General features: G+C 65.5%; 21 protein-coding genes. 10 read left to right on the forward strand and 11 right to left on the reverse strand.

Going from position 1 to position 25161, the window contains the following annotated elements:
• Window positions 1-8: 8 nt before the first annotated feature.
• A complete protein-coding gene (locus AC25Y4_RS16810; RefSeq protein ID WP_488121588.1) occupies window positions 9-1301 on the forward strand; it encodes an alpha-hydroxy acid oxidase in 1293 nt (430 codons plus the stop codon).
• Between the two features lie 179 nt (window positions 1302-1480).
• Here the strand turns inward: AC25Y4_RS16810 and AC25Y4_RS16815 are convergent, their stop codons facing one another.
• The 3 genes from AC25Y4_RS16815 to ddaH all read right to left on the reverse strand — a co-directional run bounded on the left by AC25Y4_RS16815 (window position 1481) and on the right by ddaH (window position 4462).
• On the reverse strand, window positions 1481-2149 hold the full coding sequence (locus tag AC25Y4_RS16815) for a hypothetical protein (protein ID WP_488121589.1): 669 nt from the start codon (window positions 2147-2149) through the stop codon (window positions 1481-1483).
• A 152-nt stretch (window positions 2150-2301) separates the two neighbouring features.
• Complete coding sequence (gene rocD / locus AC25Y4_RS16820; protein WP_488121590.1) at window positions 2302-3573, reverse strand: ornithine--oxo-acid transaminase; 1272 nt, start codon at window positions 3571-3573, stop codon at window positions 2302-2304.
• A gap of 28 nt (window positions 3574-3601) precedes the next feature.
• Window positions 3602-4462, reverse strand: coding sequence for a dimethylargininase (gene ddaH / locus AC25Y4_RS16825; protein WP_488121591.1), 861 nt, complete (start codon window positions 4460-4462; stop codon window positions 3602-3604).
• A 370-nt stretch (window positions 4463-4832) separates the two neighbouring features.
• Between ddaH and AC25Y4_RS16830 the strand changes: the two genes are divergently transcribed.
• Window positions 4833-5270 carry an Lrp/AsnC family transcriptional regulator gene (locus AC25Y4_RS16830; protein ID WP_488121592.1) on the forward strand — a complete coding sequence of 146 codons (438 nt, stop codon included), beginning with the start codon at window positions 4833-4835 and terminating at the stop codon, window positions 5268-5270.
• Between the two features lie 101 nt (window positions 5271-5371).
• Window positions 5372-5737, forward strand: a complete 366-nt coding sequence (locus AC25Y4_RS16835; RefSeq protein ID WP_488121593.1) for a GntR family transcriptional regulator — start codon at window positions 5372-5374, stop codon at window positions 5735-5737.
• Window positions 5738-5902: 165 nt separating this feature from the next.
• Here AC25Y4_RS16835 and AC25Y4_RS16840 read toward each other — a convergent pair whose 3' ends face one another.
• On the reverse strand, window positions 5903-9547 hold the full coding sequence (locus AC25Y4_RS16840; protein WP_488121594.1) for a proline dehydrogenase family protein: 3645 nt from the start codon (window positions 9545-9547) through the stop codon (window positions 5903-5905).
• 138 nt (window positions 9548-9685) lie between these two features.
• Here AC25Y4_RS16840 and AC25Y4_RS16845 point away from each other — a divergent pair, with 138 nt between their 5' ends.
• Together AC25Y4_RS16845 and AC25Y4_RS16850 are read left to right on the forward strand one after the other, a co-directional pair.
• Window positions 9686-10609: a LysR family transcriptional regulator gene (locus AC25Y4_RS16845; RefSeq protein WP_488121595.1), complete on the forward strand. Its 924-nt coding sequence runs from the start codon at window positions 9686-9688 to the stop codon at window positions 10607-10609.
• A 77-nt stretch (window positions 10610-10686) separates the two neighbouring features.
• Window positions 10687-12324: a phytoene desaturase family protein gene (locus tag AC25Y4_RS16850; RefSeq protein WP_488121596.1), complete on the forward strand. Its 1638-nt coding sequence runs from the start codon at window positions 10687-10689 to the stop codon at window positions 12322-12324.
• Between the two features lie 116 nt (window positions 12325-12440).
• On the opposite strand, the gene AC25Y4_RS16855 is transcribed toward AC25Y4_RS16850, so the two are convergent.
• The gene (locus tag AC25Y4_RS16855; RefSeq protein ID WP_488121597.1) at window positions 12441-13319 is read right to left on the reverse strand and encodes an SDR family oxidoreductase; all 879 of its coding nucleotides are present in this window, start codon (window positions 13317-13319) and stop codon (window positions 12441-12443) included.
• 218 nt (window positions 13320-13537) lie between these two features.
• Here AC25Y4_RS16855 and AC25Y4_RS16860 point away from each other — a divergent pair, with 218 nt between their 5' ends.
• Complete coding sequence (locus AC25Y4_RS16860) at window positions 13538-14044, forward strand: SRPBCC domain-containing protein (protein WP_488121598.1); 507 nt, start codon at window positions 13538-13540, stop codon at window positions 14042-14044.
• Between the two features lie 34 nt (window positions 14045-14078).
• Here the strand turns inward: AC25Y4_RS16860 and AC25Y4_RS16865 are convergent, their stop codons facing one another.
• The 5 genes from AC25Y4_RS16865 to AC25Y4_RS16885 form a co-directional block, all read right to left on the reverse strand.
• Window positions 14079-14639: a thioesterase family protein gene (locus tag AC25Y4_RS16865; protein ID WP_488121599.1), complete on the reverse strand. Its 561-nt coding sequence runs from the start codon at window positions 14637-14639 to the stop codon at window positions 14079-14081.
• A 107-nt stretch (window positions 14640-14746) separates the two neighbouring features.
• Complete coding sequence (locus AC25Y4_RS16870; RefSeq protein WP_488121600.1) at window positions 14747-15886, reverse strand: bifunctional 2-methylcitrate synthase/citrate synthase; 1140 nt, start codon at window positions 15884-15886, stop codon at window positions 14747-14749.
• Window positions 15887-15895: 9 nt separating this feature from the next.
• A complete protein-coding gene (gene prpB, locus AC25Y4_RS16875) occupies window positions 15896-16807 on the reverse strand; it encodes a methylisocitrate lyase (RefSeq protein ID WP_488121601.1) in 912 nt (303 codons plus the stop codon).
• Window positions 16807-18342 (reverse strand): MmgE/PrpD family protein, encoded by a 1536-nt coding sequence (locus tag AC25Y4_RS16880; protein WP_488121602.1) that lies wholly within the window; start codon window positions 18340-18342, stop codon window positions 16807-16809. The genes prpB and AC25Y4_RS16880 overlap by 1 nt, the downstream gene beginning before the upstream one ends.
• Window positions 18339-19049, reverse strand: a complete 711-nt coding sequence (locus AC25Y4_RS16885; RefSeq protein ID WP_488121603.1) for a GntR family transcriptional regulator — start codon at window positions 19047-19049, stop codon at window positions 18339-18341. Before AC25Y4_RS16885 ends, AC25Y4_RS16880 begins: the two co-directional genes overlap by 4 nt.
• 151 nt (window positions 19050-19200) lie before the next feature.
• Between AC25Y4_RS16885 and AC25Y4_RS16890 the strand changes: the two genes are divergently transcribed.
• The gene (locus AC25Y4_RS16890) at window positions 19201-19839 is read left to right on the forward strand and encodes a LysE family translocator (protein WP_488121604.1); all 639 of its coding nucleotides are present in this window, start codon (window positions 19201-19203) and stop codon (window positions 19837-19839) included.
• Between the two features lie 50 nt (window positions 19840-19889).
• On the opposite strand, the gene AC25Y4_RS16895 is transcribed toward AC25Y4_RS16890, so the two are convergent.
• The gene (locus AC25Y4_RS16895; RefSeq protein WP_488121605.1) at window positions 19890-20765 is read right to left on the reverse strand and encodes an SDR family NAD(P)-dependent oxidoreductase; all 876 of its coding nucleotides are present in this window, start codon (window positions 20763-20765) and stop codon (window positions 19890-19892) included.
• A gap of 34 nt (window positions 20766-20799) precedes the next feature.
• Here AC25Y4_RS16895 and AC25Y4_RS16900 point away from each other — a divergent pair, with 34 nt between their 5' ends.
• From AC25Y4_RS16900 to AC25Y4_RS16910, 3 genes are all read left to right on the forward strand, one after another.
• Entirely contained in the window at window positions 20800-21408 is a 609-nt protein-coding gene (locus tag AC25Y4_RS16900; protein WP_488121606.1) for an acyl-CoA-like ligand-binding transcription factor, read from the forward strand.
• 445 nt (window positions 21409-21853) lie between these two features.
• Window positions 21854-23203: a quaternary amine ABC transporter ATP-binding protein gene (locus AC25Y4_RS16905; protein WP_488121607.1), complete on the forward strand. Its 1350-nt coding sequence runs from the start codon at window positions 21854-21856 to the stop codon at window positions 23201-23203.
• Window positions 23200-24996, forward strand: a complete 1797-nt coding sequence (locus AC25Y4_RS16910; RefSeq protein WP_488121608.1) for an ABC transporter permease/substrate binding protein — start codon at window positions 23200-23202, stop codon at window positions 24994-24996. The genes AC25Y4_RS16905 and AC25Y4_RS16910 overlap by 4 nt, the downstream gene beginning before the upstream one ends.
• The last annotated feature ends 165 nt before the right edge of the window (window positions 24997-25161 follow it).

Raw genomic sequence — 25161 nt, forward strand, 5'->3', positions numbered from 1 at the left:
CGAAAATCATGGTCGACAGACGATTCCCCAACCCGCGCGATCTCGCCCCGCTCATGCAGTTCAAGAAGCCGGAGCTGAGCGCCCGCAAGCGCCGCCTGGCCAGCGCGACAAGCATCGCTGACCTGCGCACCATCGCCAAGCGGGTCACCCCGAAGGCCCCGTTCGACTACACGGATGGCGCGGCGGAGGGCGAGATCTCGCTGGCCCGTGCCCGCCAGGCCTTCCAGGACATCGAGTTCCACCCGGCAGTGCTGCGGAATGTGTCGGCCGTCGACACCACGCGGGAGATCCTCGGCAAGACCAGCGCCATGCCGTTCGGCATCGCCCCGACCGGTTTCACCCGGATGATGCAGACCGAGGGTGAGCGCGCCGGTGCGACCGCCGCAGAGTCAGCCGGCATCCCCTTCACGCTGTCCACCATGGGTACCACGTCGATCGAGGATGTCGCAGCGGCAGCTCCCGGCGGCCGCAACTGGTTCCAGCTGTACATGTGGACTGACCGCGAACGCTCGCTCGCCCTCGTCGACCGCGCTGCGGCGGCCGGCTACGACACCCTGATGGTCACCGTCGACACCCCCGTCGGCGGAGCACGCCTGCGCGATGTGAAGAACGGCTTCTCCATTCCGCCGGCACTCACGCCGAAGACCGTGCTGAACGCTCTCCCGCGTCCGGCCTGGTGGATCAACTTCCTCACCACGGAACCGCTGGCCTTCGCGAGCCTCGACCGCTGGTCAGGTACCGTCGCCGCGCTCATCGACACCATGTTCGACCCGACTGTCGGGCCGGAGGACGTGCAGTTCATCCGCGAGCAGTGGAAGGGCAAGCTTGTCGTCAAGGGCGTGCAGTCCGTGGCGGATGCCCAACTCGCCGTCGACCTCGGGGCCGACGGCATCATCCTGTCGAACCACGGCGGCCGTCAGCTCGACCGCGCACCCATCCCCTTCCACCTGCTGCCGAGCGTCGTGCGCGAGGTCGGCCACCACACAGAGGTGCAGCTCGACACGGGCATCATGAACGGCGCGGACATCGTGGCATCCGTCGCCCTTGGCGCCCGGTTCACGCTCATCGGCCGTGCATACCTCTACGGCCTGATGGCTGGAGGGCGCGAGGGTGTCGACCGCACCATCGCGATCCTCTCAGAGGAGATTCGCCGCACCATGAAGCTGCTCGGCGTCGCTTCGCTCGACGAGCTGAACCCCGGTCACGTCACGCAGCTCGCTCGCCTGATGCCGATCGTGCAGCCGGTAGCGGATGCCGCAGCCGCAGCATCCGTTCCAAAGCGCGCGACCGTGGCGAAGTAGCCCAGATACAGCCATTCGGCCGGAGCCCGCGAGGCGGTGCTACCGGCCGAATGGTGTCCCGAAACTTACCCACCGTTGGTCGAGGAGGCCGTTCACGGCCGTCTCGAGACCGCTGGTGCACAGACGCACCAACCGGATTTCGAGACGCTCGCTGGCGCTCGCTCCTCAATCAACGGTGTTCAGAGCTTGGCGTATGACCGAACCGGAGCCTGCTTCAGCCTGGCCGCCATCGCCGTGGCTTCGGCTACTGTCGGGCCGTTCTTCGGCGCCTGAGTGCGTTCGATCGTGGCCGGTTCCGTGGCCGCGATGAACTCGACGCAGTCGTCGATCGCCGCCGCCAGCAGCATGCGGAGCTGATCGTCCGGGTTGCTGATGCACGCACGACCGATACCGTCGATTGACGACGCGATGATCGAGTGGCTGTGCCTGATTGAGATCTCGTTCGGCTGCCGGCGCAGGTTCGCAGAGATGAACACTCTGGCCCAACGCTCTGCCTCTGGGGCAGCAGCGAACGCAGCGTTCAGCGCACCTGCCGTGTCGACAGGACCAGACCCGCCCATCGTCTCCAGGCCAGCGGATGCGACAAGCGCACCAACCGCAAGCGAGTGCTGTCGTTCTTCAGCCACGACGGGCAGCGCCGCCGATGCTGCACGCAGCGCGAGAATGACATCCAGTCGCTTGTCATCGCTCGTGAGGCCGATGACCGACGGGATCAACAGTGCCAGTTTGCTCCTGGCTCGATCGGACGTGCAGTCGTTGACCATGCGTGCGAGGTGGGCAAGACCGGCGTGCGTGCAGGCCGGATGATCGCTCCATCGCTCGCCAGCAAGGAACGACGCGAACTCCATGAAGCACGCTCCTGCACGCGGCGTCCGATGCTTTCCGGCGGAAAGCATTGGAAGTATGTCCGGCTGGATTGACGACCCATTCATGAGGGCCTCCCCTCGACGACTTTGATGCCTCTACTGTGCGCCCGATCCATCCGAAATACAACGTTCAATTAGGCCCGCGTGGAGAAGCCTTCCAGCACCGCGGCGAGTTGATCAACGGCCCAGTCAAGGTCGGCCTCTGAGACCGTCAGCGGAGGGGCCAGCCTAATGGTCGAACCGTGCGTGTCTTTCGCCAAAACACCGCGCGACAGCAGCGCTTCACAGACCATGCGGCCGGATGCGAGAGCTGGATCGATGTCGACTCCCGCCCAAAGACCTGCCCCGCGCACCGTGACAACACCGTGCCCGACGAGCCTGCCGAGTGCCGCATGCAGGTGTTCACCGAGCACCTGCGCACGGCGCTGGTATTCGCCGGTCGCCAGCATCCGCACAACGGCCAGCCCGATGGCGGCCGCCAGCGGGTTCCCTCCGAAGGTGGAGCCGTGTTCGCCGGGCTGCAAGACACCGAGGATGTCGCGGTTGCCGACCACGGCCGACACCGGCACGATGCCGCCGCCGAGTGCTTTGCCGAGCAGGTAGAGATCCGGCACGACGCCGATCAGGTCGCAGGCGAATGTGGCACCGGTGCGGCCGAGGCCCGACTGGATCTCGTCGGCGATGAACAGCACGTTGTGGCGCTCAGTGATCTCGCGTACAGCCGGCAGGTAGGCGGCGGGAGGGACGACGATGCCGGCCTCCCCCTGGATCGGCTCGAGCAGCACCGCAACGGTGTTCTCGTCGATCGCAGCTTCCAGCGCTGCAGCGTCACCGTATGGCACGGTGCGGAAGCCGGGCGTGAACGGCCCGAAGTCGGCACGCGCCGATTCGTCGTCGGAGAAGCTGATGATGGTGGTCGTGCGGCCGTGGAAGTTCCCCGCGGCCACGATGATGTTGGCAAGGCCAGGAGCCACGCCCTTGACCCGGTAGCCCCAGGCCCGCGCAACCTTGACGCCAGACTCAACGGCCTCAGCGCCGGTGTTCATCGGCAGCACCATGTCTTTGCCCGCCAGCTCCGCGAGCGCGGTGACGAACGGGCCGAGCTGATCGTTGTGGAACGCCCTGCTGGTCAGCGTGATGCGGTCGAGCTGGGTGCGGGCGGCGTCCAGCAGCACAGGGTTGGAGTGGCCGAAGTTCACCGCGGAGTACGCGGCGAGACAATCCAGGTAGCGGCGCCCGTCGACATCCGTCACCCAGGCACCATCACCGGTCGCCACGACGACGGGCAGCGGGTGGTAGTTGTGGGCGGCGTGCTCCTCTTCCAAGCGGATGTCCGCAGCCTGGCGAGGCGTCAGGTCACGGTCGGAGAGACTGCCGTTCGAGGTGTGGGTCTGGGGTGTCGACATGATGATCGTCCTTTCGCGGGTCAGCAGGTCAGCGGCGCAGTTCGAGGGTGCAGCACTTCACGCCGCCGCCACCGAGAAGCAGCTCAGACAGGTCGACGCCGATCGGGTTGTACCCGCGAGCGCGCAGCTGCTGCTCAAAGTCGGTTGCCCTCGATGCAATGACGACGTTGTAGCCGTCTGAGTACGAGTTGAGGCCGAGGATCGCGGCATCCGCTTCGGTGGCGATGATGGCATCCGGGTAGCGTGCCTCGAGAATGTCGAGGCTGGCCGCGTCGAAGGCACTGCGCAGGTAGGCGATGTTGGTGTCATCGAGCACGGCGATCGCCGTGTCGAGGTGGTAGAAACTCGGGTTCACGAGCGTGAGCGTGATGACCTCGCGACCGGACAGCGCGGCCAGTTCTTCGTGGCTGTTCGAGTCGCTGCGGAATCCGGTGCCGGCCAGGATGACGTCGCCGACAAGCAGGAAGTCGCCCTCGCCCTCGTTGATTTCCTGGGGCACGTGCACGTCGAAGTCGTTGGCGCGGAACCAGTCCATGTACGCGGGGCCTTCCGGTTGGCGCTCCGGGTAGGTGAAGCTCGCGCCGTAGGCCTTGTTGTCGATGACGAAGCCGCCGTTGGCCGCGTAGACCATGTCTGGCAGGCCATCGATCGGGTCGATCAGGTGCACGTCGAAGCCCAGGCCGATGTAGATGTCGTACAGGGCCTGCCACTGACGCAGTGCCAGCGTTGTGTCGGTGGGCACGGCGGGGTTCATCCACGGATTGATGCGGTACACCACGGTGAAATAGTCGGGTCGACACATGAGCACGGTGCGCTTGACCGGTGTGCGGGTTATCGATTCGGTCATCGGCGCGTCCTCGATATTGGTTGACACGGTATCGGTTGACATGGGAACTCCTCATTCAAAAGCCCCGGTGCTGCACGGGGTTGCGGGGGTGAATGGCGGACCAGGTCGCTCACGAGAGCCCGGCGCGACCATTCGGGTGTGGTCGCGCCGGGACGCCACGTTCAGTCTCACACAGCACGAATCAATCATTTCTGCGTAATGCCGCGCTTTTCCTGCGTAATTACCCCGGTCAACGCAATAAAACTGCAGATGCTCGCCGTTTCCTGAACTACCCTGCCCACGCCATTCGCTTTTCGCGGATAGAAACGGATGCCGCCGCGGTGGCGCAGGGATCAGGAGGATCGTTGCGTACTGCGCTGAAATACTGCGTAGAGACCTGCAGTGACGCAATGAATTCACCTATACTCGCGGCATGGACAACCTTGACCGCAGCATCCTGGACTTGCTTCGTCAGAACGCGCGTGCTGGATACGGTGATATCGGCTCGGTTGTCGGCCTCTCAGCATCGGCGGTCAAACGCCGCGTCGACCGGCTGGTCTCCGACGGGGTGATTCGTGGGTTCACGATCCAGGTCGATCCGGCCGTGGACGGAATGGGCACGGAGGCCTACGTCGAACTGTTCTGCCGCGGCACGGTGGCCCCCGACGAATTGTTGCGCATCCTGTCAGGCGTTCCAGAGGTGGTGGAAGCTGGAACCGTCACCGGAAGCGCCGACGCGATGGTGCACATTCGTGCCCGCGACATCCTTGGGCTCGAAGCGGCTCTCGAGAAGGTGCGGCTGGCGCCGAATGTCGACCACACCCGCAGCGCGATCGTGCTGTCGAGGCTGATTCACCGAACGGCAGACTGAGCCACGCTGCCCCTGCTTTCTGGGCGCCCGGCTTGCGCCGACAGTCCCGTCAGGGCCACACTGACCACACACCACACCCACGAATAACCTCTGGAGCATCAGTGTCTCTGGCTTTCCTCGCGATCGACCCTGCTTCAGCATTGCCGCCGTTCGAACAGATCAGGGTGCAGGTCATGGATGCGGTGCGGGATGGACGCCTGTCCCCCGGCGCCAAGCTTCCGACAGTGCGCAGCCTTGCCGGACAGCTCGGCCTCGCCGCGAACACCGTCGCCCGCGCATACCGGGAGCTCGAGCACCACGAGATCATCGAGACCAGGGGTCGCAACGGGTCGTTCGTTGCAGCAACCGGTGACGGTACCCAGAGGCAGGCGCATGCCGCTGCCATTGCCTATGCCGACCGGGTGACCCAGCTGGGCCTGAACCCCGACGAGGCGCTCAAGATCGTGGCATCCGCCCTCAACCGGTAGCCGTGCCCCGTTGGTTGAGGAGCGTGCGCCAGCGAGCGTCTCGAAATCCATCTGTGCAGGCCGCTATTGCATTCCACTCGCAAGAAATCGACCTAAAGCATCAGTTTTGGGTCGATTTCTTGCGAGCGGATGTCGGAGGCGAGCACGTGGACGCACGCGCCAGCGTTAGATGACGTCCTCTGACAGCGTGCTCGGGTTGCCGAAGCGGTGAGCCGTGATGGAAATCGCCTGTTCGCGAAGGAACGGCAGCACCTCGACCCGGCCGGCCTGGGTCACCGGGTGTGAGTACATCGCAATGTCGGGGCTGCCGACCAGGGCGGTTGCTAGAGCGGATGCCGCGGCCGCAGCCCCCACCATCGGGTCTCCGCCGATCAGGCGCACCCGACTCGTGGTGATGCCGCCCCTGGCAGCGCGGCCCAACCAGGCCGCATCGCTTTCGACGGTCACCACGATGTCCCTGGCTGACAACAGGTTGCGCACGGCCGGCGGTACCGGAATGGCGCTCGACACAACGAACTGGGAGTTCGACAGCGTTGCAGCCGCGATCACGCGCAGCAGGTCGGACAGCGTGCCGTCCTCACTCAGGCGCACCGTGACGGGCAGCGGCAGGTAACGGAACAGGTTGCGCTCAAGCTCAACGCCAGAGACATCCTTCACCGTGTTGAACTCTTCGCGCCAGGCCAGCGCGTCGCTGAGTGCCGAACGGCGCAGCGTGTCGAACTCCTCGTACTCAAGGGCCGACTGCGACGCCTCGATGAGGTCGCTCACGCGCTTCTCAAGGCCACGCAGGTGCAGGGTGGAGCTGTTCTTGCCTGGGTCGGTGACCCAGCTGCCGAGGCCGAACAGGTAGTTCGGGCCTCCAGCCTTGGTGCCGGCGCCTACAGAGGAGCGCTTCCAGCCGCCGAACGGCTGACGCTGCACGATGGCCCCGGTGATGCCGCGGTTGACGTACAGGTTGCCGGCTTCGACGGTCGCCAGCCATTCGGCCAGTTCATCGGAGTCGAGCGAGTGCAGGCCGGCGGTCAGGCCGTAGTCGACGGCGTTCTGGAAGCGGATGGCCTCCTCAAGCGTGCGCGCGTGCATGATGCCGAGCACCGGCCCGAAGAATTCGGTGAGGTGGAAGTACGAACCGGGCGCGACGCCGGTGCGGATGCCGGGCGACCACAGCTTGCCCGAGTCGTCGAGCTGCTTAGGCTCGACCAGCCATTCTTCTCCGGCGCCGAGGTTGGTGAGGGCGTGCAGCAGCTTGCCATTGGCCGGCTCGATGATCGGTCCCATCTGGGTGACCGGGTTCGACGGGTAGCCGACGCGCATGGAGGTCGCGGCATCCACCAGCTGGCCCATGAAGCGCTTGGACTTCGCGACAGAGCCCACGACGATGACCAGGCTGGCCGCAGAGCACTTCTGGCCGGCGTGGCCGAAGGCGCTCTTGATGACATCGGATGCCGCGAGGTCGAGATCTGCAGACGGCGTGACGATGATCGCGTTCTTGCCGCTGGTTTCGGCCAACAGCGGCAGGTCGGCGCGGAACGAGCGGAACAGCTCTGCCGTCTCGTAGCCACCGGTGAGGATGACCCTGTCGACATTCGGGTGCGAGATCAGCTGGGTGCCGAGATCGCGGTCGGCCAGGTCGACGAGGGCGAGCAACTCGCGGGGAACGCCGGCCTCCCACAGCGCCTCGACCATGATGGCGCCAGAGCGCTGCGCGAGCTTGGCCGGCTTGATGATGACGCCGGAGCCGGCGGCGAGCGCGGAGAGCACAGACCCGGCGGGGATGGCGACAGGGAAGTTCCATGGCGGGGTGACGACCGTGAGCTTCGACGGAACGTAGATGGCGCCCTGTACCGCGTCGAGGTCTTTGGCCCGCTCGGCGTAGTAGTGCGCGAAGTCGATGGCCTCGCTGATCTCAGGGTCGGCCTCTGCGATGGTCTTGCCGGTCTCGGCGGCCATGACCTCGATGAGGCGGTCGCGGTTGGCGGCCAGGGCGAGGCCGGCGCGGTGCAGCACAGCGGCGCGCTCTGCGCCGGGGAGCTGGCCCCAGGCGATTCCGGCGTGGGTGACGGTATCGATGACGGTGTCGAGTGCGGCAGGCCTGGCGATACGGGCGGCGGCGATCGTATCGAGCCCGAGCGTCGACGTCTCCACCCTGGCCAGGATGCGACGACCCCAGGCACGGTTGGCCGGCAGGGCGGGGTCGGTGTCAGGCTCGTTGTGGAATCCGGTGCTGTGGAACCCGGACTGCGCGCTGCCGCGGGTGAGGCCGAGCACGGCTGCGGTGAGCTGCGGCTCCTCGTCGCCTGCGGCATCCAGCGTCAGCACCTCTGCGCCTGCCTCGCCTGCACCTGACTCAGGAGCAGCGGATGCGACAAGTCCCGCCGTGTTGGCGCGGTCCTGGGTGCGGTTCGGCGTCGGCACGATGACATCCTGGCCGCGCGTGGTCTCCAGCGCGTCGAGGGAGGCAAGGAAACGGTTCTTCTCGCGCTCGAACAGCTCTGGGGTGCTCGTCAGCTCGAAGACGGCCGACATGAAGTTGTCCTGGCTGGCGTTCTCTTCCAGGCGACGGATGAGGTAGCTGATCGCCACATCGAACTCGGCCGGGTTGACGACCGGCGTGTAGAGCAGGAGACGACCGACATCCTTCTTCACGGCCTCAGCCTGGCTGGTGGCCATGCCAAGCAGCATCTCGAACTCGACCTTGTCTGCCACACCGCGGGATGCGGCGAGGAGGTGGGCGTACGCGACGTCGAACAGGTTGTGTCCTGCGACACCGATGGCGACGGCATCCGTGTTCTCTGGGGTGAATGCCCAGTCGAGCACGCGCTTGTAGTTCGTGTCGCTGTCCTGCTTGGTGGAGTACGTCGCCAGCGGCCAGTCGTGCACGGCAGAGTCGACGTGCTCCATGGCGAGGTTGGCGCCCTTGACGACGCGCACCTTGATGGGGGCTCCCCCGGCGGCGCGACGCTCTTTCGCCCACGCGGTGAGGCCCTGGAGAGCGCCGAGCGCGTCTGGCAGGTAGGCCTGCAGCACGATGCCGGCCTCGAGGTCTTTCAGCTGCGGCTGGTCGAGGATGCGCTCGAAGACCGCGATGGTGAGGTCGAGGTCGCGGTACTCCTCCATGTCGAGGTTGATGAACTTGGCGCCGGCCGGCGCGCTGGCGGCGAGTTCGTAGAGCGGGGTGAGGCGTTCGACGACACGGTCGACGGCTTCGTCGAACGACCACATCGACAGCTGGCTCGCAATGGCCGACACCTTGATGGAGACGTAGTCCACGTCGTCGCGGGCGAGCAGGGCGCGGGTGCCCTCGAGGCGGCGGAGCGCTTCGCGCTCTCCGAGCACGGCCTCACCGAGCAGGTTGATGTTCAGGCGGTTGCCCGATTCGCGGAGGCCCGCGATGACGGGGCCGAGCTTCTCTGGGGTGGCATCGACGACGAGGTGCCCGACCATCTTGCGGAGCACGGTGCGGGCTGCGGGGATGACCACCCAGGGCAGCACAGGACCGAAGACGCCGCCGAGCCAGATGGCACCGCGCATGTAAGCGGGCAGGAAGCCGGGGGCCAGCTTGGCGACACGCTGCAGGTTGTAGCCGGCCACCATGACGTCCTCAGGACGCATGACGCCGTCAACGAACCCAACGGTGAAGTCGAGGCCGTTCGGGTCTTTCAAGACACCCGCGAGGCGCTCTGCTGAGGCATCCGCTGGAATGCTCTCGCTCTCCTTGAGCCACTTCTGTACGAGGGCGACAACCGCCGTGCTGAGGTCGTGCGTTGCGGCCGGGCCGGGGGTACCGAGTGGGCTGCTGGGGTTGGTCATAGTCACGAGGCTAGTCTTTCGTTCGATCTGAATTCTGTACTCAGTGTGGCGCTCTGGTTCAATTAGCAAAAGCGAATCTTTGTTAACGATATTGATTAGGATTGCTTACGCTTTGCGCCGAACTGATGGAGGAGCCGAATGTTGGACATCAGGCGGCTGCGACTGCTGAGAGAACTGAAGATTCGCGGCACCCTCGCGGGGGTCGCCGAAGCCCTCGCCTACAGCCCATCAGCGGTGTCGCAGCAGCTGGCCCTGCTGGAGAAAGAGGCAGGAGTCGAGCTGCTGCAGAAGGTCGGCAGGCGCGTGCAGCTCACCCCGCAGGCCGAGATCCTGGTGGAGCACACCACGGTTCTGCTCGACCGCCTCGAGGTCGCCGAAGCCGACATGACGGCGTCGCTCACAACGGTGTCCGGCACGGTGAGAGTGGCCGTCTTCCAGTCGGCCGCGCACGCTGTGATTCCGCAGGCGCTCAGCCTGCTGGCCACCGAGTATCCAGACCTGCGTGTGGAGATCACCGAGCGCGAGCCGGAAGTGGGATTGTTCGAGGTCTCGGCCCGCGACTTCGACCTCGTCATCGCAGAGCAGTACCCGGGGCGCACCCGCGCTCACCTGCCAGACCTGGACCGGATCAACCTGGCCACAGACACGCTCCGGCTCGCGGTGCCGCGCGCCACGTCTGGGCGGATCACGGCCAACTCGCTCGAAGAAGCCGCCAGACTGCCCTGGGTGATGGAGCCGGAGGGAACCGCATCGAGGCAGTGGGCGACGCAGCTGTGCCGGTTCGCCGGCTTCGAGCCCGATGTGCGGTTCGAGACAGCAGACCTCATCGCGCACATCCGCTTGATTGAATCCGGCAACGCCGTCGGCATCCTCCCAGACCTCGTCTGGGCCGGCGAGAAGCCGTGGCTGCGTCTCAAGGACCTGCCAGGCAGCCCCCAGCGCACGGTGTTCACGGCTGCGCGGCGCTCCAGTGCAGGGCGCCCGAGCGTCGTGGCGGTACGGGATGCGCTGCAGCAGGCTGTCGGCCTCGTCACCGACCACGTCACGGCCATCACGCACTGAGCACTGCCCGCACGCGCTAAGCACTGAGCGCCGAGCACTGCCCGTCGGATCCCAGCGCTGCCAATAAGATCTGGGCCATGACCGAATCCACGCACGATGTCGTCATTGTCGGCGGCGGCCACAACGGCCTCACCGCCGCCGCCTACCTGGCCAAGGCCGGCCTGAGCGTCATCCTGCTTGAACGAAGCGACCACGTCGGCGGGGCTGCGATCTCGGCAGAGGCCTTCGAGGGCGTCGACGCCCGGCTGTCGCGCTACTCCTATCTCGTCAGCCTGCTCCCCCAGCGCATCATCGACGAACTCGGCCTCGACGTTCGCCTGGTGCGGCGGCGCTACTCCTCGTACACGCCTCACCCAGCGGATGCCGCGAGCGGGCTCCTCATCGATCATGCAGACCCCGCGGCCACGCTGGCCTCGTTCGAACGCGTCGGCGCTGCCGGAGACGCCGATGCCTGGACCGCCTTCTACGCGATGACCCGCAGCGTGGCCGGCGCACTCTTTCCTACCGTCTGTGAGCCGCTCCCCACCCGCACTGAGGCGCAGCGGCTGGTCAGCAGCGTCGCCAGCGATGAAGCCTGGACCGACCTGTTCGAGCGGCCGCTCGGCGTCACGCTGGGCGAACGATTCGAGAGCGACCTCGTGCGCGGCGTCGTCGCCACCGACGGCCTGATCGGCACGTTCACCTCAACGGATGACGCGTCGCTGGCCGCAAACCGCTGCCTCCTCTATCACGTGATCGGCAACGGCACCGGCGATTGGGACGTTCCGGTGGGCGGCATGGGCGCCGTGACCGGCGAGCTGGAACGAGTGGCGCGCGAGGCCGGCGCCCGGATCGTGACCGGCGCCACGGTGACATCCGTTTCACCAACCGGCGTGGTGCGTTACCAGCGCCGCGGCTGCGAACGGAGCGTGACCGGCGAGCGGGTGCTGGTGAATGCGGCGCCCTGGGTACTGGACGGATTGCTGGCGACCGACCGAGGCGAGGTGGCCGACAGCGAGCGCGGCGATAGCGAGGTGGCCGACAGCGAGCACGACGCCACCAGCCGGCCGCCGAAGCCGGAAGGCGCCCAGGTGAAGGTGAACCTGCTGCTCACTCGCCTCCCTCGGTTGCGCGACACGAACGTCTCGCCGGAGGCTGCCTTTGGCGGCACGTTCCACAGCAACGAGACCTTCAGCCAGCTGGAGGCTGCATACGACCAGGGCGTGCGCGGGGTGGTTCCTGCGCTGCTTCCCTGCGAGGTGTACTCGCATTCACTCAGCGATCCGAGCATCCTGTCGCCCGAGCTCGCTGAGGCCGGCGTGCACACCCTCACGGTGTTCGGGCTGCAGACGCCAAGCCGCTGGCTGGCCCCTGAGAACAACGAGGCCACCCGCGCACGCCTGCAGGACGCCGTGCTCGCCTCGCTCAACTCGCTGCTCGCTGAACCCATCGAAGACCTGCTGCTGACGGATGCCGCCGGCCGGCCATGCATCGAAACGAAGACGTCGCTCGACCTGGAGCGCGACCTGAACATGCCGGGCGGCAACATCTTCCACGGCGAGCTTTCGTGGCCGTTCCTGGAGGACGATGCTCCGCGCCGCACTGCCGCGGAGCGCTGGGGCGTCGCAACGGCCCACCCGCGGATCCTGATCTGCGGCGCTGGCGCTCGGCGCGGCGGTGGCGTGAGTGGCATTGGCGGGCACAACGCGGCAATGGCCGTGCTCGAGGGCGACTGACCGCCCCGACGTCGGCTGGACGGCGGCACATAGTCGCAGCGCGGGTCGAACGCAGCGGCGCGGGGGTTGCAACTCCCGCGCAGCTGCGTTCGATGCGCGAAGCTCGAGGTTCCGGGCTATGCCTCCGCGCCGGTCGGCACGGCGAGCGCATCGCGCAGGGCGTCTTCGAGCGGGGTCGTCGGGCGACCGATCAGGCGGGACAGATCGCCTGAGGTCTCCCCCAGGAGCCCGTCGGCGATGTTCGCATCAAGCGCGACGATGAAGCCAGCCGTCTCAGCCGGCAGGCCGACAGCGGTCAGGGCAGCGAGGTGCTCCTCAGGCGTCAGCGGCGTGTAGTCGACGTCGCGCCCGGCGAGGGTGGTCGCCACCGCTGCGAGGTCGTGGTGCGTCCAGGCGACATCGCCGGTGAGCTCGTATACGGCATTCTCGTGGCCGGGCGTCGTCAAAACTGCGGCGACGGCATCCGCGTAGTCTGCGCGGCTGGCGCTGGCCACGCGACCGTCGCCCACGCTGGCGATGATGGTGCCGGTCTGGCCGGCCTGTTCAACGGTCTGCACGTAGTTCTCGGTGTACCAGCCGTTGCGGAGGATGGTGAACCCAACGCCGGAGGCGCGAATGAGTTCCTCCGTCGCCTTGTGCTCCGGTGCCAGGATGAGGGCCGTGCTGTCTGCATGCGGGGCGCTCGTGTAGACGATCCGGCTGATGCCGGCGTCCTTGGCAGCGGCGATCGCGTTGGCGTGCTGAGCGACGCGCTGGCCGACCTCGCTCCCGGACACGAGCACGAGAGTCTCTGCGCCCTCGAAGGCTGCCAGCAGGCTGGCCGGGTCTGTGTAGTCGATACGAACGGTGCGGATGCCGCGCTCTGCGAGGTCTGCAATCTTCTCAATGCTGCGCCCCGCGGCCACGATCTCCGTTGGAGCGACTCCCCGCTGCAGGAGGGATTCGACGATCAGGCGACCCAGGTGTCCGGTTGCACCGGTAACGACTATTGACATTGGTTTCCTTTCGAGGGTGGCCGCGGTCAACGAGGGAACCGCGGTCGAAGGTAGTACCTGAGTCAACACTGCCCAGCGCTGGCGATTCCGGATGCGTCGATATTGGCCCTCCACGTGGCTCAGCACTCTGCCAACTCCCAGCCCCACCCACGCTCTGTTACCGCCGGGCAAAGAGGCCTAACCTGACAAGAAGAGTTTCACTCACCGTGGAGGTCGATATGACTGCACATCCCACCGGACGGCTTGCTCACCGGCAAGACGGTCTCTATCTCCTGCTTGATCGGCTGTTCACCGCGACGGCCGTTGATGTCTGGACAAGCCTCACCCGGCCGGCTGAACTGGCGACCTGGATCGGAACCTATACGGGCTCCCCCCGCACCGGCGCCGTCAAGTTTCTGATGTCGGCGGAGGAAAGCGCCGACTGGGAGTATGTGACGATCCGCGAGTGCGTGCCCCTGCACCGCTTCACCGGAGACATCGGCGAGGGCGACGATTCGTGGCGAATCATGTTCCACCTCGTCGATGCCGATGGCATGACAACGCTCACCTTTGGGCAACGGCTGCGGAGCGCTGCTGAGGCTGCGACTGTCGGACCCGGCTGGGACTACTACCTTGACCGGCTGGTCGCCGCTCGCGCTGGACGCCCGCTTCCGCAGTGGGAGCACTACTACCCCGCGCACGCGCAGTACTACAAAGATCTCATCGTTCCGAGCAAGTCGGCCTGACGTGCCGTACCTCACGCGCAGGTGAACCAGACGCTTAGTGCCAGGTGCTGGGCGCGGCTGCCTTGGTAGCCGGGAGCGCGACGTCTGTGCTCCAGTTCAGCAGCCAGTCAGGTACCGGGTCACCTGTCGGCGTTCCGATGGCCTCGAGCAATTCGTCGATGCTGACAACCCCGCCGCTGCGCTTCAGGAAGCGGCCGCGAATAAATCCCTGCGCGTAGATCTCCGGCTGGCCATTCGCGTCGGGGCGCACGAAGCGCTGCTCGACGTAGACGGCCTTCTCGTCAAAGCCGAGGATCCGCGACTCCACCTGGAACTTCTGCCAGAGCGTCAGCGACTTCCGAAAGCTGATCGTCTCCGCAACGACGACCGGGTACCAGCCCTTCTCCTTGAAGAGCTGCCAGACGCCGTTCCGCTTCAGCATGTCGAAGCGCGCGACATCCATGATCGAGAGATACACGCCGTTGTTCATGTGCCGCAGGATGTCCTGGTCGGTCGGCAGGGTGATGAAGTTCGTGCGCGCAATATCGAAGTGACCGAGACGGTGGCCGAAGCTTGAGCGGAACAGGTGGAGGATCGTCCTGAAGAACATATGCACCCGCCGATGCTAGGGCCAGCAGCGGATGCCTGTCGCCTGCTTTGTAGAACTCCTACAGTTCTGCAGTCTCCGCCGGTCCCACCTCCGCGCTGCCAGCGCTACCCGCCCTACGCCGGGAGCACGCGCTCAGGGACGTCCCGCTGCGGGGCCCCGTTGTACACCGAGAGCGGGCGGATGAGCGCGTTCGCCGACAGCTGCTCCATGATGTGTGCGGTCCAGCCGACGACGCGGCTGGCGACGAAGAGCGGCGTGAACGTCTCGGTGTCGAACCCCATCACGTGGTAGGTCGGGCCCGCCGGGTAGTCGAGGTTCGGCTTGATGTTCTTCCGCTGTCCCATGTCCTGCTCGAGCTCGATGTAGAGCTCCAACAAATCCGGACGGTCGTAGTGGATGAGCATGGTTTCCATCGCGGCACGCATGGTCGGAACGCGGGAGTCGCCGTTCTTGTAGACGCGGTGTCCGAAGCCCATGATCTTGCGCTTGTTCGCCAGCGCGTCGTCGAGCCATGGGCCGACCTTGTCTGCGGTGCCGATCTCCCCGAACGTGTGCATGACGGCCTCGTTCGCCCCGCCGTGCAGCGGCCCCTTGAGGGCGCCGATCGCGCCGGTGACCGCTGAGTACAGGTCGGAGAGGGTGGACGTGATGACCCTGGCCGTGAACGTCGATGCGTTGAAGGAGTGCTCCGCGTACAGGATCATCGAGACGTCGAAAGCACTGACGACCTCGAGGTCTGGCACCTCGCCGAAGGTCATGTGCAGGAAGTTGGCCGAGTAGCTGAGGTCATCCCGCGGCTCGACCAGGTCGAGCTCATGGCGCCGTCGCTGGTCGTAGGCCACGATGGCCGGCAGCTGCGCATAGAGCCGAATGGCCTTGTCGAGGTTGCCCTCTGGCGAGGCATCCGCTGCCCCTGGGTCCCTGGCGCCGATGACGCTGACGGCGGTGCGGAGCACGTCCATCGGGTGCGCCGTGATGGGCAATTCATCGATCACGCGCTTGACGACCGGGTCGAGGTGGCGGAGCGCCCGCTCACGCTCTTCGAACTCGGCCAGCTGCGGGTCGGTCGGCAGTTCGCCGTGCCAGAGCAGGTATGCCACCTCCTCGAAGCTGCACTTCGCGGCCAGCGCCTCAACGGGGTACCCGCGGTACAACAGCGAATTCGTGTCTGGATTCACCTTGGAGATCGCGGTGTAGTCCACCGGAACGCCGGCCAGACCCTTGTAGATCTCCTGCGTCATTGCATCGGCCATGCTCGTCCCCTAGCGCTTGATCTGGAAGTTGAAGACAGTGGTGTCGAAGTGGTTGTAAGAACTGTAGTCAAGCAGTTCGTACAAATCTGCGCGATGCTGCATCTCACCCAAAACTGGTTCGAGCGAGCCGTGCTCGTTGATGGTGTCGAGGCCGCGCACGGCAGACCCCATCGCGAGCCGCAGCAGGGAGACCGGCCAGATGACCATGTTCATGCCGACATCCTGCAGCTGGTCGACGGTGAACAGCTCGCTCTTGCCGAACTCGGTCATATTGGCCAGCAGCGGCACGTCAACGGCAGCCCTGATCGCCGCGAACTCTGCCAGCGTGCCCATGGCCTCAGGGAAGATCGCGTCTGCCCCTGCATCAACGAGCTTCTTGGCCCGGTCAACGGCGGCGGCCAGCCCTTCTGCACCCGGCGCCGTGGCACGGATGTCGGTGCGCGCCATGATCAGGAAGTTCGGGTCTCGACGGGCGTCGACCGCAGCGCGAATGCGCTTCAGCGCGGTGTCCTCGTCGACGACCTGCTTGCCGTCGAGGTGCCCGCAGCGCTTGGGGTTCACCTGGTCTTCGATGTGGGTGCCTGCGAGGCCGGCATCCTCCAGGGTCTGGATGGTGCGCGCCACGTTCATCGGCTCGCCGAAGCCGGTGTCTGCATCGACGATCGCCGGCAGGTCTGTCATGCGGGCGATCTGCTGCGACCGGCCGGCCACCTCTGTGAGCGTGGTGAGGCCGATGTCTGGCAGTCCAAGGTCGGCGGAGAGCACGGCGCCGGAGATGTAGACGCCGTCGAAGCCCTTCTCCTGAATAAGCCTCGCCGAGAGCGGGTTGAACGCGCCAGGGAAACGCTGGATGGTGCCAGAGGCCAGCCCCGCACGGAAGGCGATGCGCTTGTCGGCAGGCGTGGTTGTCGTGTACAGCATTAGAAGAGTCCCTTCGGCAGGCCGGCGGCCTCGAGCAGGCCCGGCTTGGCCACGATGGTGAGTTCGCCGATTTCGTGGGCGGAGAGTTCCGGCAGGCGCTGGGCAACGACCAGGAAGCGCTCGATCTCATCGGCATCGAGCACGTCGGCCGCGAGCGTGCGGAACTTGTTCACGTACTCCGCTCGCCCAAACGGCCGGGCGCCAAGCGGGTGCGCATCCGCTACGGCGATCTCGTCGACGATCTGGCTGCCGTCGGTGAGCGTGATGACCACGCGGCCGCCGAATGCCTTCTCGTTCACGTCGAGCGAGTGGTAGCGGCGGGTCCATTCCTGGTCTTCGATCGTGGTGGTCTTGTGCCAGAGCGCGACGGTGTCTGACCGCCCTGCTCGCTGTGGCGCATACGAGTCGACGTGGTGCCAGCTGCCGTCCTGCAGCGCGACCGTGAAGATGTACGGAATCGAGTGGTCGAGGGTCTCGCGGCTGGCTGCCGGGTCGTACTTCTGCGGGTCGTTCGCACCTGAACCGATCACGTAGTGCGTGTGGTGGCTGGTGTGGATGACAACGGATGCCACGTTGTCGGGGTTCGTGACCTCTGGGTGCTCTGTGTGGATCTTGCGGGCCAGGTCGATCCAGGCCTGCGCCTGGTACTCGGCCGAGTGCTCCTTGGTATAGGTGTCGAGGATCGCGCGCTTGACCTCGCCGCGCTCCGGCAGCGGCACCTGGTAGGCGGCGGTCGGGCCGTCGAGCAGCCAGGCGATCACGCCGTCTTCGCCCTCGTAGATGGGAGTGGGGCTGGTCTCGCCGCGCATGGCACGGTCAATGGCTTCGACGGCCATCTTGCCGGCGAAGGCAGGGGCGTGCGCCTTCCACGAGGAGATCTCGCCCTTTCGCGACTGCCGGGTGGCCGTCGTGGTGTGCAGGGCCTGGCCGACGGCCTGGAAGATCGTTTCTGCCGGCAGGCCGAGCAGGGTGCCGATTCCGGCGGCGGCGCTCGGGCCGAGGTGGGCAACGTGGTCGATTTTGTGCTTGTGCAGGCTGATGGCCTTGACCAGGTCGACCTGGATCTCGTACCCGGTTGCAATGCCGCGCACGAGGTCGCGGCCGGTCAGTCCACGCTTGGCGGCGACGTGCTGGGCGACAGCCACGATGGGCGGAATGTTATCGCCGGGGTGTGAGTACTCTGCAGCGAGGAAGGTGTCGTGGTAGTCGAGCTCGCGCACGGCGACACCGTTGGCCCACGCGGCCCATTCAGGGGAAACACGGACGGCGGCATTCTCACCGAACACGTTGGCACCGTTCCCGCCCGTCGAGCGGGGGTGCGACAGCGCCTGTGCCCGAGCAGAGACGACGGGGCGGCGGGTCAGGGATGCAGCAGCAACGGATGCGTTGTCGATCACCCGGTTGATCACCATCTCGGTCACCTCTGCCGACACCTCGACGGGGTCTGCAGCGACCTCGGCGATCTTCCAGGCCAGCTGGTCGGTGCGGGCCAGGTTCTCGTCGCTGCGGTGAACGCGGACGTCGTGAAGCTTCATTGCGATTCCTTTTCCGATGTGGTGGTTCGATGTGGATCGTCGGTGTGATCGCCGGCGGGCGATGGGGCGATGGCCGGGCGCAGCGTCTCCATCACGTTGACGAGACTTGAGTGCAGATGGACGGCGGTGGCCTGAACGGCCAGGGTCTCGTTCTGGTCGAGGATCGCCTCCGCAATAAGGAGGTGCTCGGCCGCGGCCCGCGCGATGCGCTCTGGATTCTCACGAGAGAGTCGCCGAGCACGCACCAGATGCACGCGGAGTGCGCGCAGCGCGGTCTCCAGGTACGTGTTCTCGATCGAGCTGGTGATCGCGTCGTCGAACCGGTCGATGAGGCGGTAGAAGTCGGTGCGCTCTGCGTCGTCGAAGTCGCCCTTCCGGGAGACGCGGGCGAAGTCGTCACGGAGCGAGCGGAAGACCTCGGGGTCGCGACGGCGGGCGGCGAGCCGTGCCGCCTGGGTTTCGAGGGCCTCGCGCAGTTCGAACAGTTCAGAGAGGTGATCGGTGGAGAGGTCTGCCACCACATCGACGCGGCCGCGCTGCTCGACCAGCCCGTCTGCGGCGAGCCGAGCGAGCGCCTCACGCACCGGTGTTCGTGACACGCCGAGTCGCTCTGCGACCTCGATCTCGGCCAGCGGCGCACCGGGAAGCAGGCGCCAGTTCAGGATGTCGTCACGGAGCGATGCGTATGCTCGATCACTCGCTCTCATACGCCCATTGTATACGGAGACAGTATTTTTCGCGAGTAAAATCATCCATTCGCCTGTTTGTGTATACACAGAGCCGTCCATGGTCGGCGGCCTGGCTGCAGCGCGAGGCCACGGTATCGACGATGATGGTGCGCCGGACTAGCATTCAGGAATGGTCCCGCTTTCCAACCTGTTGGCGTTCGCGCTGGCCGCCGTTGCGCTCATCGCGCTGCCGGGGCCAAGCGTGCTTTTCGTGATCGGCCGCTCGCTCGCCTTCGGGCGGCTCGGCGGCTTCCTCAGCGTGCTCGGGAACGCGCTCGGGCTCATCCCCATCATCATCGCCGTGGCCCTTGGCCTCGGTGTGATCGTCACTCAGTCGATCGTGATCTTCACGATCATCAAGTTCGTCGGTGCCGCATACATCGTCTATCTCGGCGTGCAGGCCATCCGGCACCGCAAGGACGCGTCGGCCGATGTCGGCGTCGCCGTGACGCGTCGATCGAATTGGCGGCTGCTCGGAGAGGGCTTTGTAGTGGGGATCAGCAACCCGAAGTCGCTGGTTTTCTTCGTCGCAGTGCTCCCCCAGTTCGTCGACTATTCCCAGGGCGCTGTGCCGCTGCAGCTCGCAACGCTCGGCATGGTTTTCGTCGTGCTCGCCGTGCTCGGGGACAGCGTCTGGGCGCTCACCGCTGGGTGGGCAAGGGACTGGTTCGCACACTCTCCGAAGCGGCTCGAAAAGCTCTCTGCCACCGGTGGCGTGATGATGATCGGGCTCGGTGGTGTGCTCGCCGCGTCAGGGGCGAAGTCTTAGCACCGGCGCCCGCCGAACCCAACCATCGTTGGTTTTGCGTCTCCGCGCCGCTAGATCGTCTCTCCAGCGTCGGCAAGCAGGACGCTGCCGGTCATGATCATCGACATGTCGCTCGCGGCGAACAGCACCACACGGGCGATGTCGTCCGGCGTGCCTGTACGCCCGATGAGGCTCTGCTTCATGACATCCATCGGAGGCAATTCGATGCCAGCTGCGGCGGCCTGTTCAAGCATTGCGACGGCCATCGCCGTGTTTCCCTCTGTGGGCACGTAGCTGGGGGCGACTCCGAGCACGCGAATGCTGAGTGGTGCAAACTCCAAGGCCATCGCCTTCGTCATCCCGCGGACTGCGTGCTTTGAGCTGACATAGGCTGACAAGCCTGGCGCCGGTGCCTGGAACCCGGCCGTGGATACGACGTTGACGATGACGCCTCCCGTGCCCGACATCTGAGCTACGGCCTGTCTCGATCCGAGGAAGACACCGCGGACGTTGACCGCATACACCTGATCCCAGGCCTCCACTGGCATGTCAACGGCCGGGACGCTCGGAAACAGTCCGGCGTTGTTCACCCAGACGCTCAGCTGGCCCACGGAATTCGACGCCTCGGCAGTCGCAGCGGCAACGGATGCCTCGTCGGTCACGTCCATACGCACGCCGACGGCCTCGACGTTGAACCGCTCGCGAATTGAGCGGGCACTGTCGCGTGCGAGGTCTTCGTTGAGGTCAGCGAGCACGACGTTCGCGCCGGCTTCGGCCAGACGTTCGGCTATGGCCCGTCCCAGCCCTTGGGCGGCGCCGGTCACCAGCGCACTGCGGCCCCTGAGGGAGATCAGGTCCTGAATCGGACGATTAGAAACATCGGGGAAGGGAAAGGGCACGGCAGCCTCCTTGGTGATGATGGACGTAGTTATGACAGGGTATGACATAACAGCGCGTGTACCAAGTATGTAGCGTGTAGGCATGGAGCCAAAAATTGTACGCATCGGTCGGCCGCCGAAGGCCGACCCTGAGGCATTGCGCTCCCGATTGCTCACGGTCATTGAGCGTGATGGCTATGAGCAGGTCTCGATGGGAGCGCTTGCGGACACCGTCGGAATGAGTGTTCGCACGCTGCACCGATACTTCCCCGGCAAGGCGGATATAGTGTGGGGCGGAATCGAGACCTCGATCGATGCCCTCACCGAGGAGCTCCGGAAGGCAGGCGATTCGCTCCCGGTCATCGAAACCGTCTCTCACGTTGTCGCGTGCGTCTTTGAGCGCAACGCAGATGACCTCGCCACGATGAGAGCGCGGCTGCGGCTCATCGCACTTTCCCCTGAGCTTCGAATGAACCGGTCGGCAACATTCGAAGGATGGCGTCAGGCGATCATCGAGTTCATCGCTCTGCGCCGCAACGAACCAGTGGATAGCCTGGTCGCCGTCGCCGTAGGGGCGGCAATCCACACGGCGATCATAGAGGCATTGAGCTGGTGGGCGTTGGAGCCCGATATCGCCGAGCCTGCTAGCTGCGTTGCTGACGCGCTCAACGGTCTGAACACCATGGCAGGAACGACACATTCGGTCGACTGACGTAAATCGGAGGCTGGGCATCAGCCGTGCGTATTCGATCAAAAGCGAGTCGCGCCCGAAAGAAAAATACATAACTGCATATACGCTTCGATCCCTGTCATAGCGGGCGGTTCGGCAGGCGCGAGACCTCAGATCCGCGTAATTCCGGGCATCTCGGTTGGACGCGCCGGAACCCGGTTGATACGTTGTTAGACGGCCTTCGGGCCAATAACCAGTCCGCGACCACGCCGGCACCAGCACCATCGGCTGCCCGTGGCCGTATGGTGCACCAAGGTTGGCGGCGGTCCCATGACCACGCCCGCTCCGAGAGTTCGAGTCGCCCTGGCCCGTGCGCGTTGAATCGCGCAGCCAGTGCTTGATGGGTAACCGGAGCATGTCTTGGACACCCGGCCGACAGAAACGAAAACCCACAGCGCACAGCAATTCGCGTTTGGGGTGGAGTCACGTGTCCGACAAGATCGCAATCTCAGCAGAACACCTGTACAAAGCATTTGGGCGAAAGCCCAAGGAAGTAGTCAAGAAACTAGAGGCCGGAGCAAACCGCTCGCAGCTCACGAACCTCGGAACGGCCGCCGTCATCGACGCCTCATTCGAGGTCAAGGCCGGCGAGATCTTTGTGGTCATGGGCCTGTCAGGCTCTGGCAAGTCGACCCTGATCCGGATGCTGAACGGCCTGCTCGAGCCCACATCTGGCTCGGTCAGCGTGATGGGCACGCCCATCAGCGGAATTCCGCCGCAGAAGCTCCGCGAGGTGCGCCGCCAGAACATCTCCATGGTGTTCCAGCACTTCGCCCTGCTCCCGCACCGCACGGTGCTCGACAATGCCGCATACGGCCTGGAGATCCAGGGCGTCCCCCTCGAAGAGCGTCGCGCACGCGCACAGGCGATCGTCGAGCGCGTTGGACTTGCCGGCTGGGAAGACAAGCTGCCCAGTGAGCTGTCGGGCGGCATGCAGCAGCGCGTCGGCCTTGCTCGCGCCCTCGCCAGCGATACCGACATCCTGTTGATGGATGAGGCATTCTCCGCCCTCGACCCGCTGATCCGTCGCGAGATGCAGGAACAGCTCATCGAGCTGCAGTCAGAGCTCGGCAAGACGATCATCTTCATCACCCACGACCTCAACGAGGCCATGTTCCTCGGCGACCGCATCGCGGTCATGCGCGACGGACGCATCGTGCAGGTCGGCACCCCAGACGACATTCTCACTGACCCAGCGAATGACTATGTCGCCCAGTTCGTCCAGGATGTCGACAGGGCCCGCGTTCTCACCGCCTCCGGCGTCATGGAGCCAGCGAAGTCCGTCGTGTCAGCATCGGCCGGCCCGCGTGCGGCGCTTCGCGCCATGCGCGACCTGCAGACGTCGGCTGCATTCGTGGTCGGCAACGGCCGCAAGCTCATCGGCGTGGTCCGCGACAAGGACGTGATGCGCCAGGTGAAGGCCGGCGAGACCGACCTCGGCCTCATCGTCCGCAACGACGTGGCGACCATCGGCCCAGACGCGCACCTCAGCGACATGTTCGAGCTCTCCGTCGAAAGCGTGCTCCCGGTAGCCGTGGTCGACGACAAGCAGCGCCTGCTCGGTGTCATCCCCCGCATCACCCTGCTCGCCGCACTCGGAAACGTCTCGACGAACACAGATGAGATCGCCGTTGTCGAGCCCCCTGCCACGTATTCGATCGACGTGATCACCGAAACACTGCGGGAGACGGCACCCGCCGCTGCCGCCGCCGCGATTGCCGCAGAGGCGGCCGGCCCCACCCAAGCGCCAACCATGGCTGAAGGAGGTTCACGATGACCGACATCCGTCTTCCCATCGGCACCTGGGCTGAAGCCTTTGTGCAATTCATCACCGACGTCTTCCAGCCGGTCTTCAACGTGATCAGCATGGTCTTCGGCGGCTTCTACGAGGGCGTCGACTTCGTACTGCAAGCCCCGCCGTTCTGGATTCTCATTGTTCTCATCGCCGCTCTTGGCGTCTGGGCGCGTGGCTGGCTCTTCGGAGCTGGCACCGTTGTCGGACTGCTGCTGATCGCCGGTGTCGACCAGTGGGCCAACGCCATGGACACCCTGGCGCTCGTGCTCGTTGCCGCCATCATCGCGATCATCATCAGCGTGCCGCTCGGCATCCTGGCTGCGCGGTCACAGACAGCGTCGAAGATCCTGAAGCCCGTCCTGGACTTCATGCAGACGATGCCAGCATTCGTCTACCTGATTCCGGCGCTCATCCTGTTCCGCGTTGGTGTCGTTCCCGGCATCGTCGCGACCATCATCTTCTCGCTGGCCCCCGGCGTGCGCATGACAGAACTCGGAATCCGTGGCGTTGACAAGGAAGTTGTCGAAGCCGGACACGCTTTCGGCGCCTCACCGCGTCGCATCCTGCGCCAGATCCAGCTGCCACTTGCGGCACCGACCATCATGGCCGGCGTCAACCAGGTGATCATGCTGTCGCTCTCGATGGTTGTCATCGCCGGCATGGTCGGCGCCGGCGGACTGGGAGGCCAGATCGTTCAGGCCCTCAGCCGCATCGACGTTGGACTCGGTTTCGAAGCCGGTCTCTCCGTCGTCATCCTCGCCATCCTGCTCGACCGCCTCACGGCATCCCTCGGCGCCCCCAGCCCGAAGCGCATCTTTGCGCGGTCGGCTGCGAAGGCCGTTGCGGTTGCCGGCGCACCGGCACGGCGCATGCGCAAGGGGCTCATCGCCACCGGCGTTGTCGTCGTCGTTGCAGCCCTGGCCGTCACCGGCTTCGTGACGTCGAACTCCGGCCCGGCATCCGCTGGACCAGAGAACGGCGACAAGAAAGACCTCTCCATCGCGGTCTTCAACGGCTGGCCGGAGGGCGAGGCCGCCTCGTACCTCTGGAAGAGCATCCTGGAAGACAAGGGATACAACGTCGAGCTCGAGTACGCGGATGCCGGCACGGCGTATGTCGGACTGAGCACAGGAGACTATGACGTTGTGCTCGACTCCTGGTTGCCGACCACCCACAAGGCCTACATGGAGCAGTACGGCGACAAGCTCGTCGACCTGGGTTCGTGGAACGAGGATGCGGCCAACTTCATCGCGGTGAATGCGGATGCCCCCATCGATTCACTGGAGGAGCTCGCGGCCAATGCCGACCTGTTCGACAACCGCATTGTCGGTATCGAGCCGGGCGCCGGTCTCACCGATGCCACAGAGCAGAACGCCATTCCGCAGTACGGACTGGGCGGCATGGACTTCGTCACGTCGTCCACACCGGCCATGCTCTCAGAGCTGAAGGCCGCCATGGCCTCCGGCGAGAACATTGCCGTCACCCTGTGGGCGCCGCACTGGGCCTACGACGAGTTCGACCTGAAGAACCTGGCAGACCCGAAGGGCGCACTGGGCACGACAGAGTCGATTCACTCCATCGGCAGCCTGGCGTTCACGGAGGACTTCCCCACCCTCTCGTCATGGATCAAGAACTTCACGCTTGACTCCGATCGACTGTATGAGCTCGAGAACGTCATGTTCAACGGTGACGCAGCCGGCGCCGGCGACTACGCCCCGATCGTGAAGGACTGGATCGCCGAGAACCAGGACTACGTGGACAGCCTCACGAAGTAGCTGATCCCGCCGGGACGCACCGGCGTTCCGCAGCAACGGCAAACCCCCGCACCCGAAGCTTCGGGTGCGGGGGTTTGTCGTCGTAGGGGGGTGTCGCCGGCGGGGGTGTCGCCGGCGGGAGTGTCGCCGGCGGGAGTGTCGCCGGCGGGAGTGTCGCCGGCGGGA

This window comes from Leifsonia sp. Y878, from assembly GCF_057669685.1.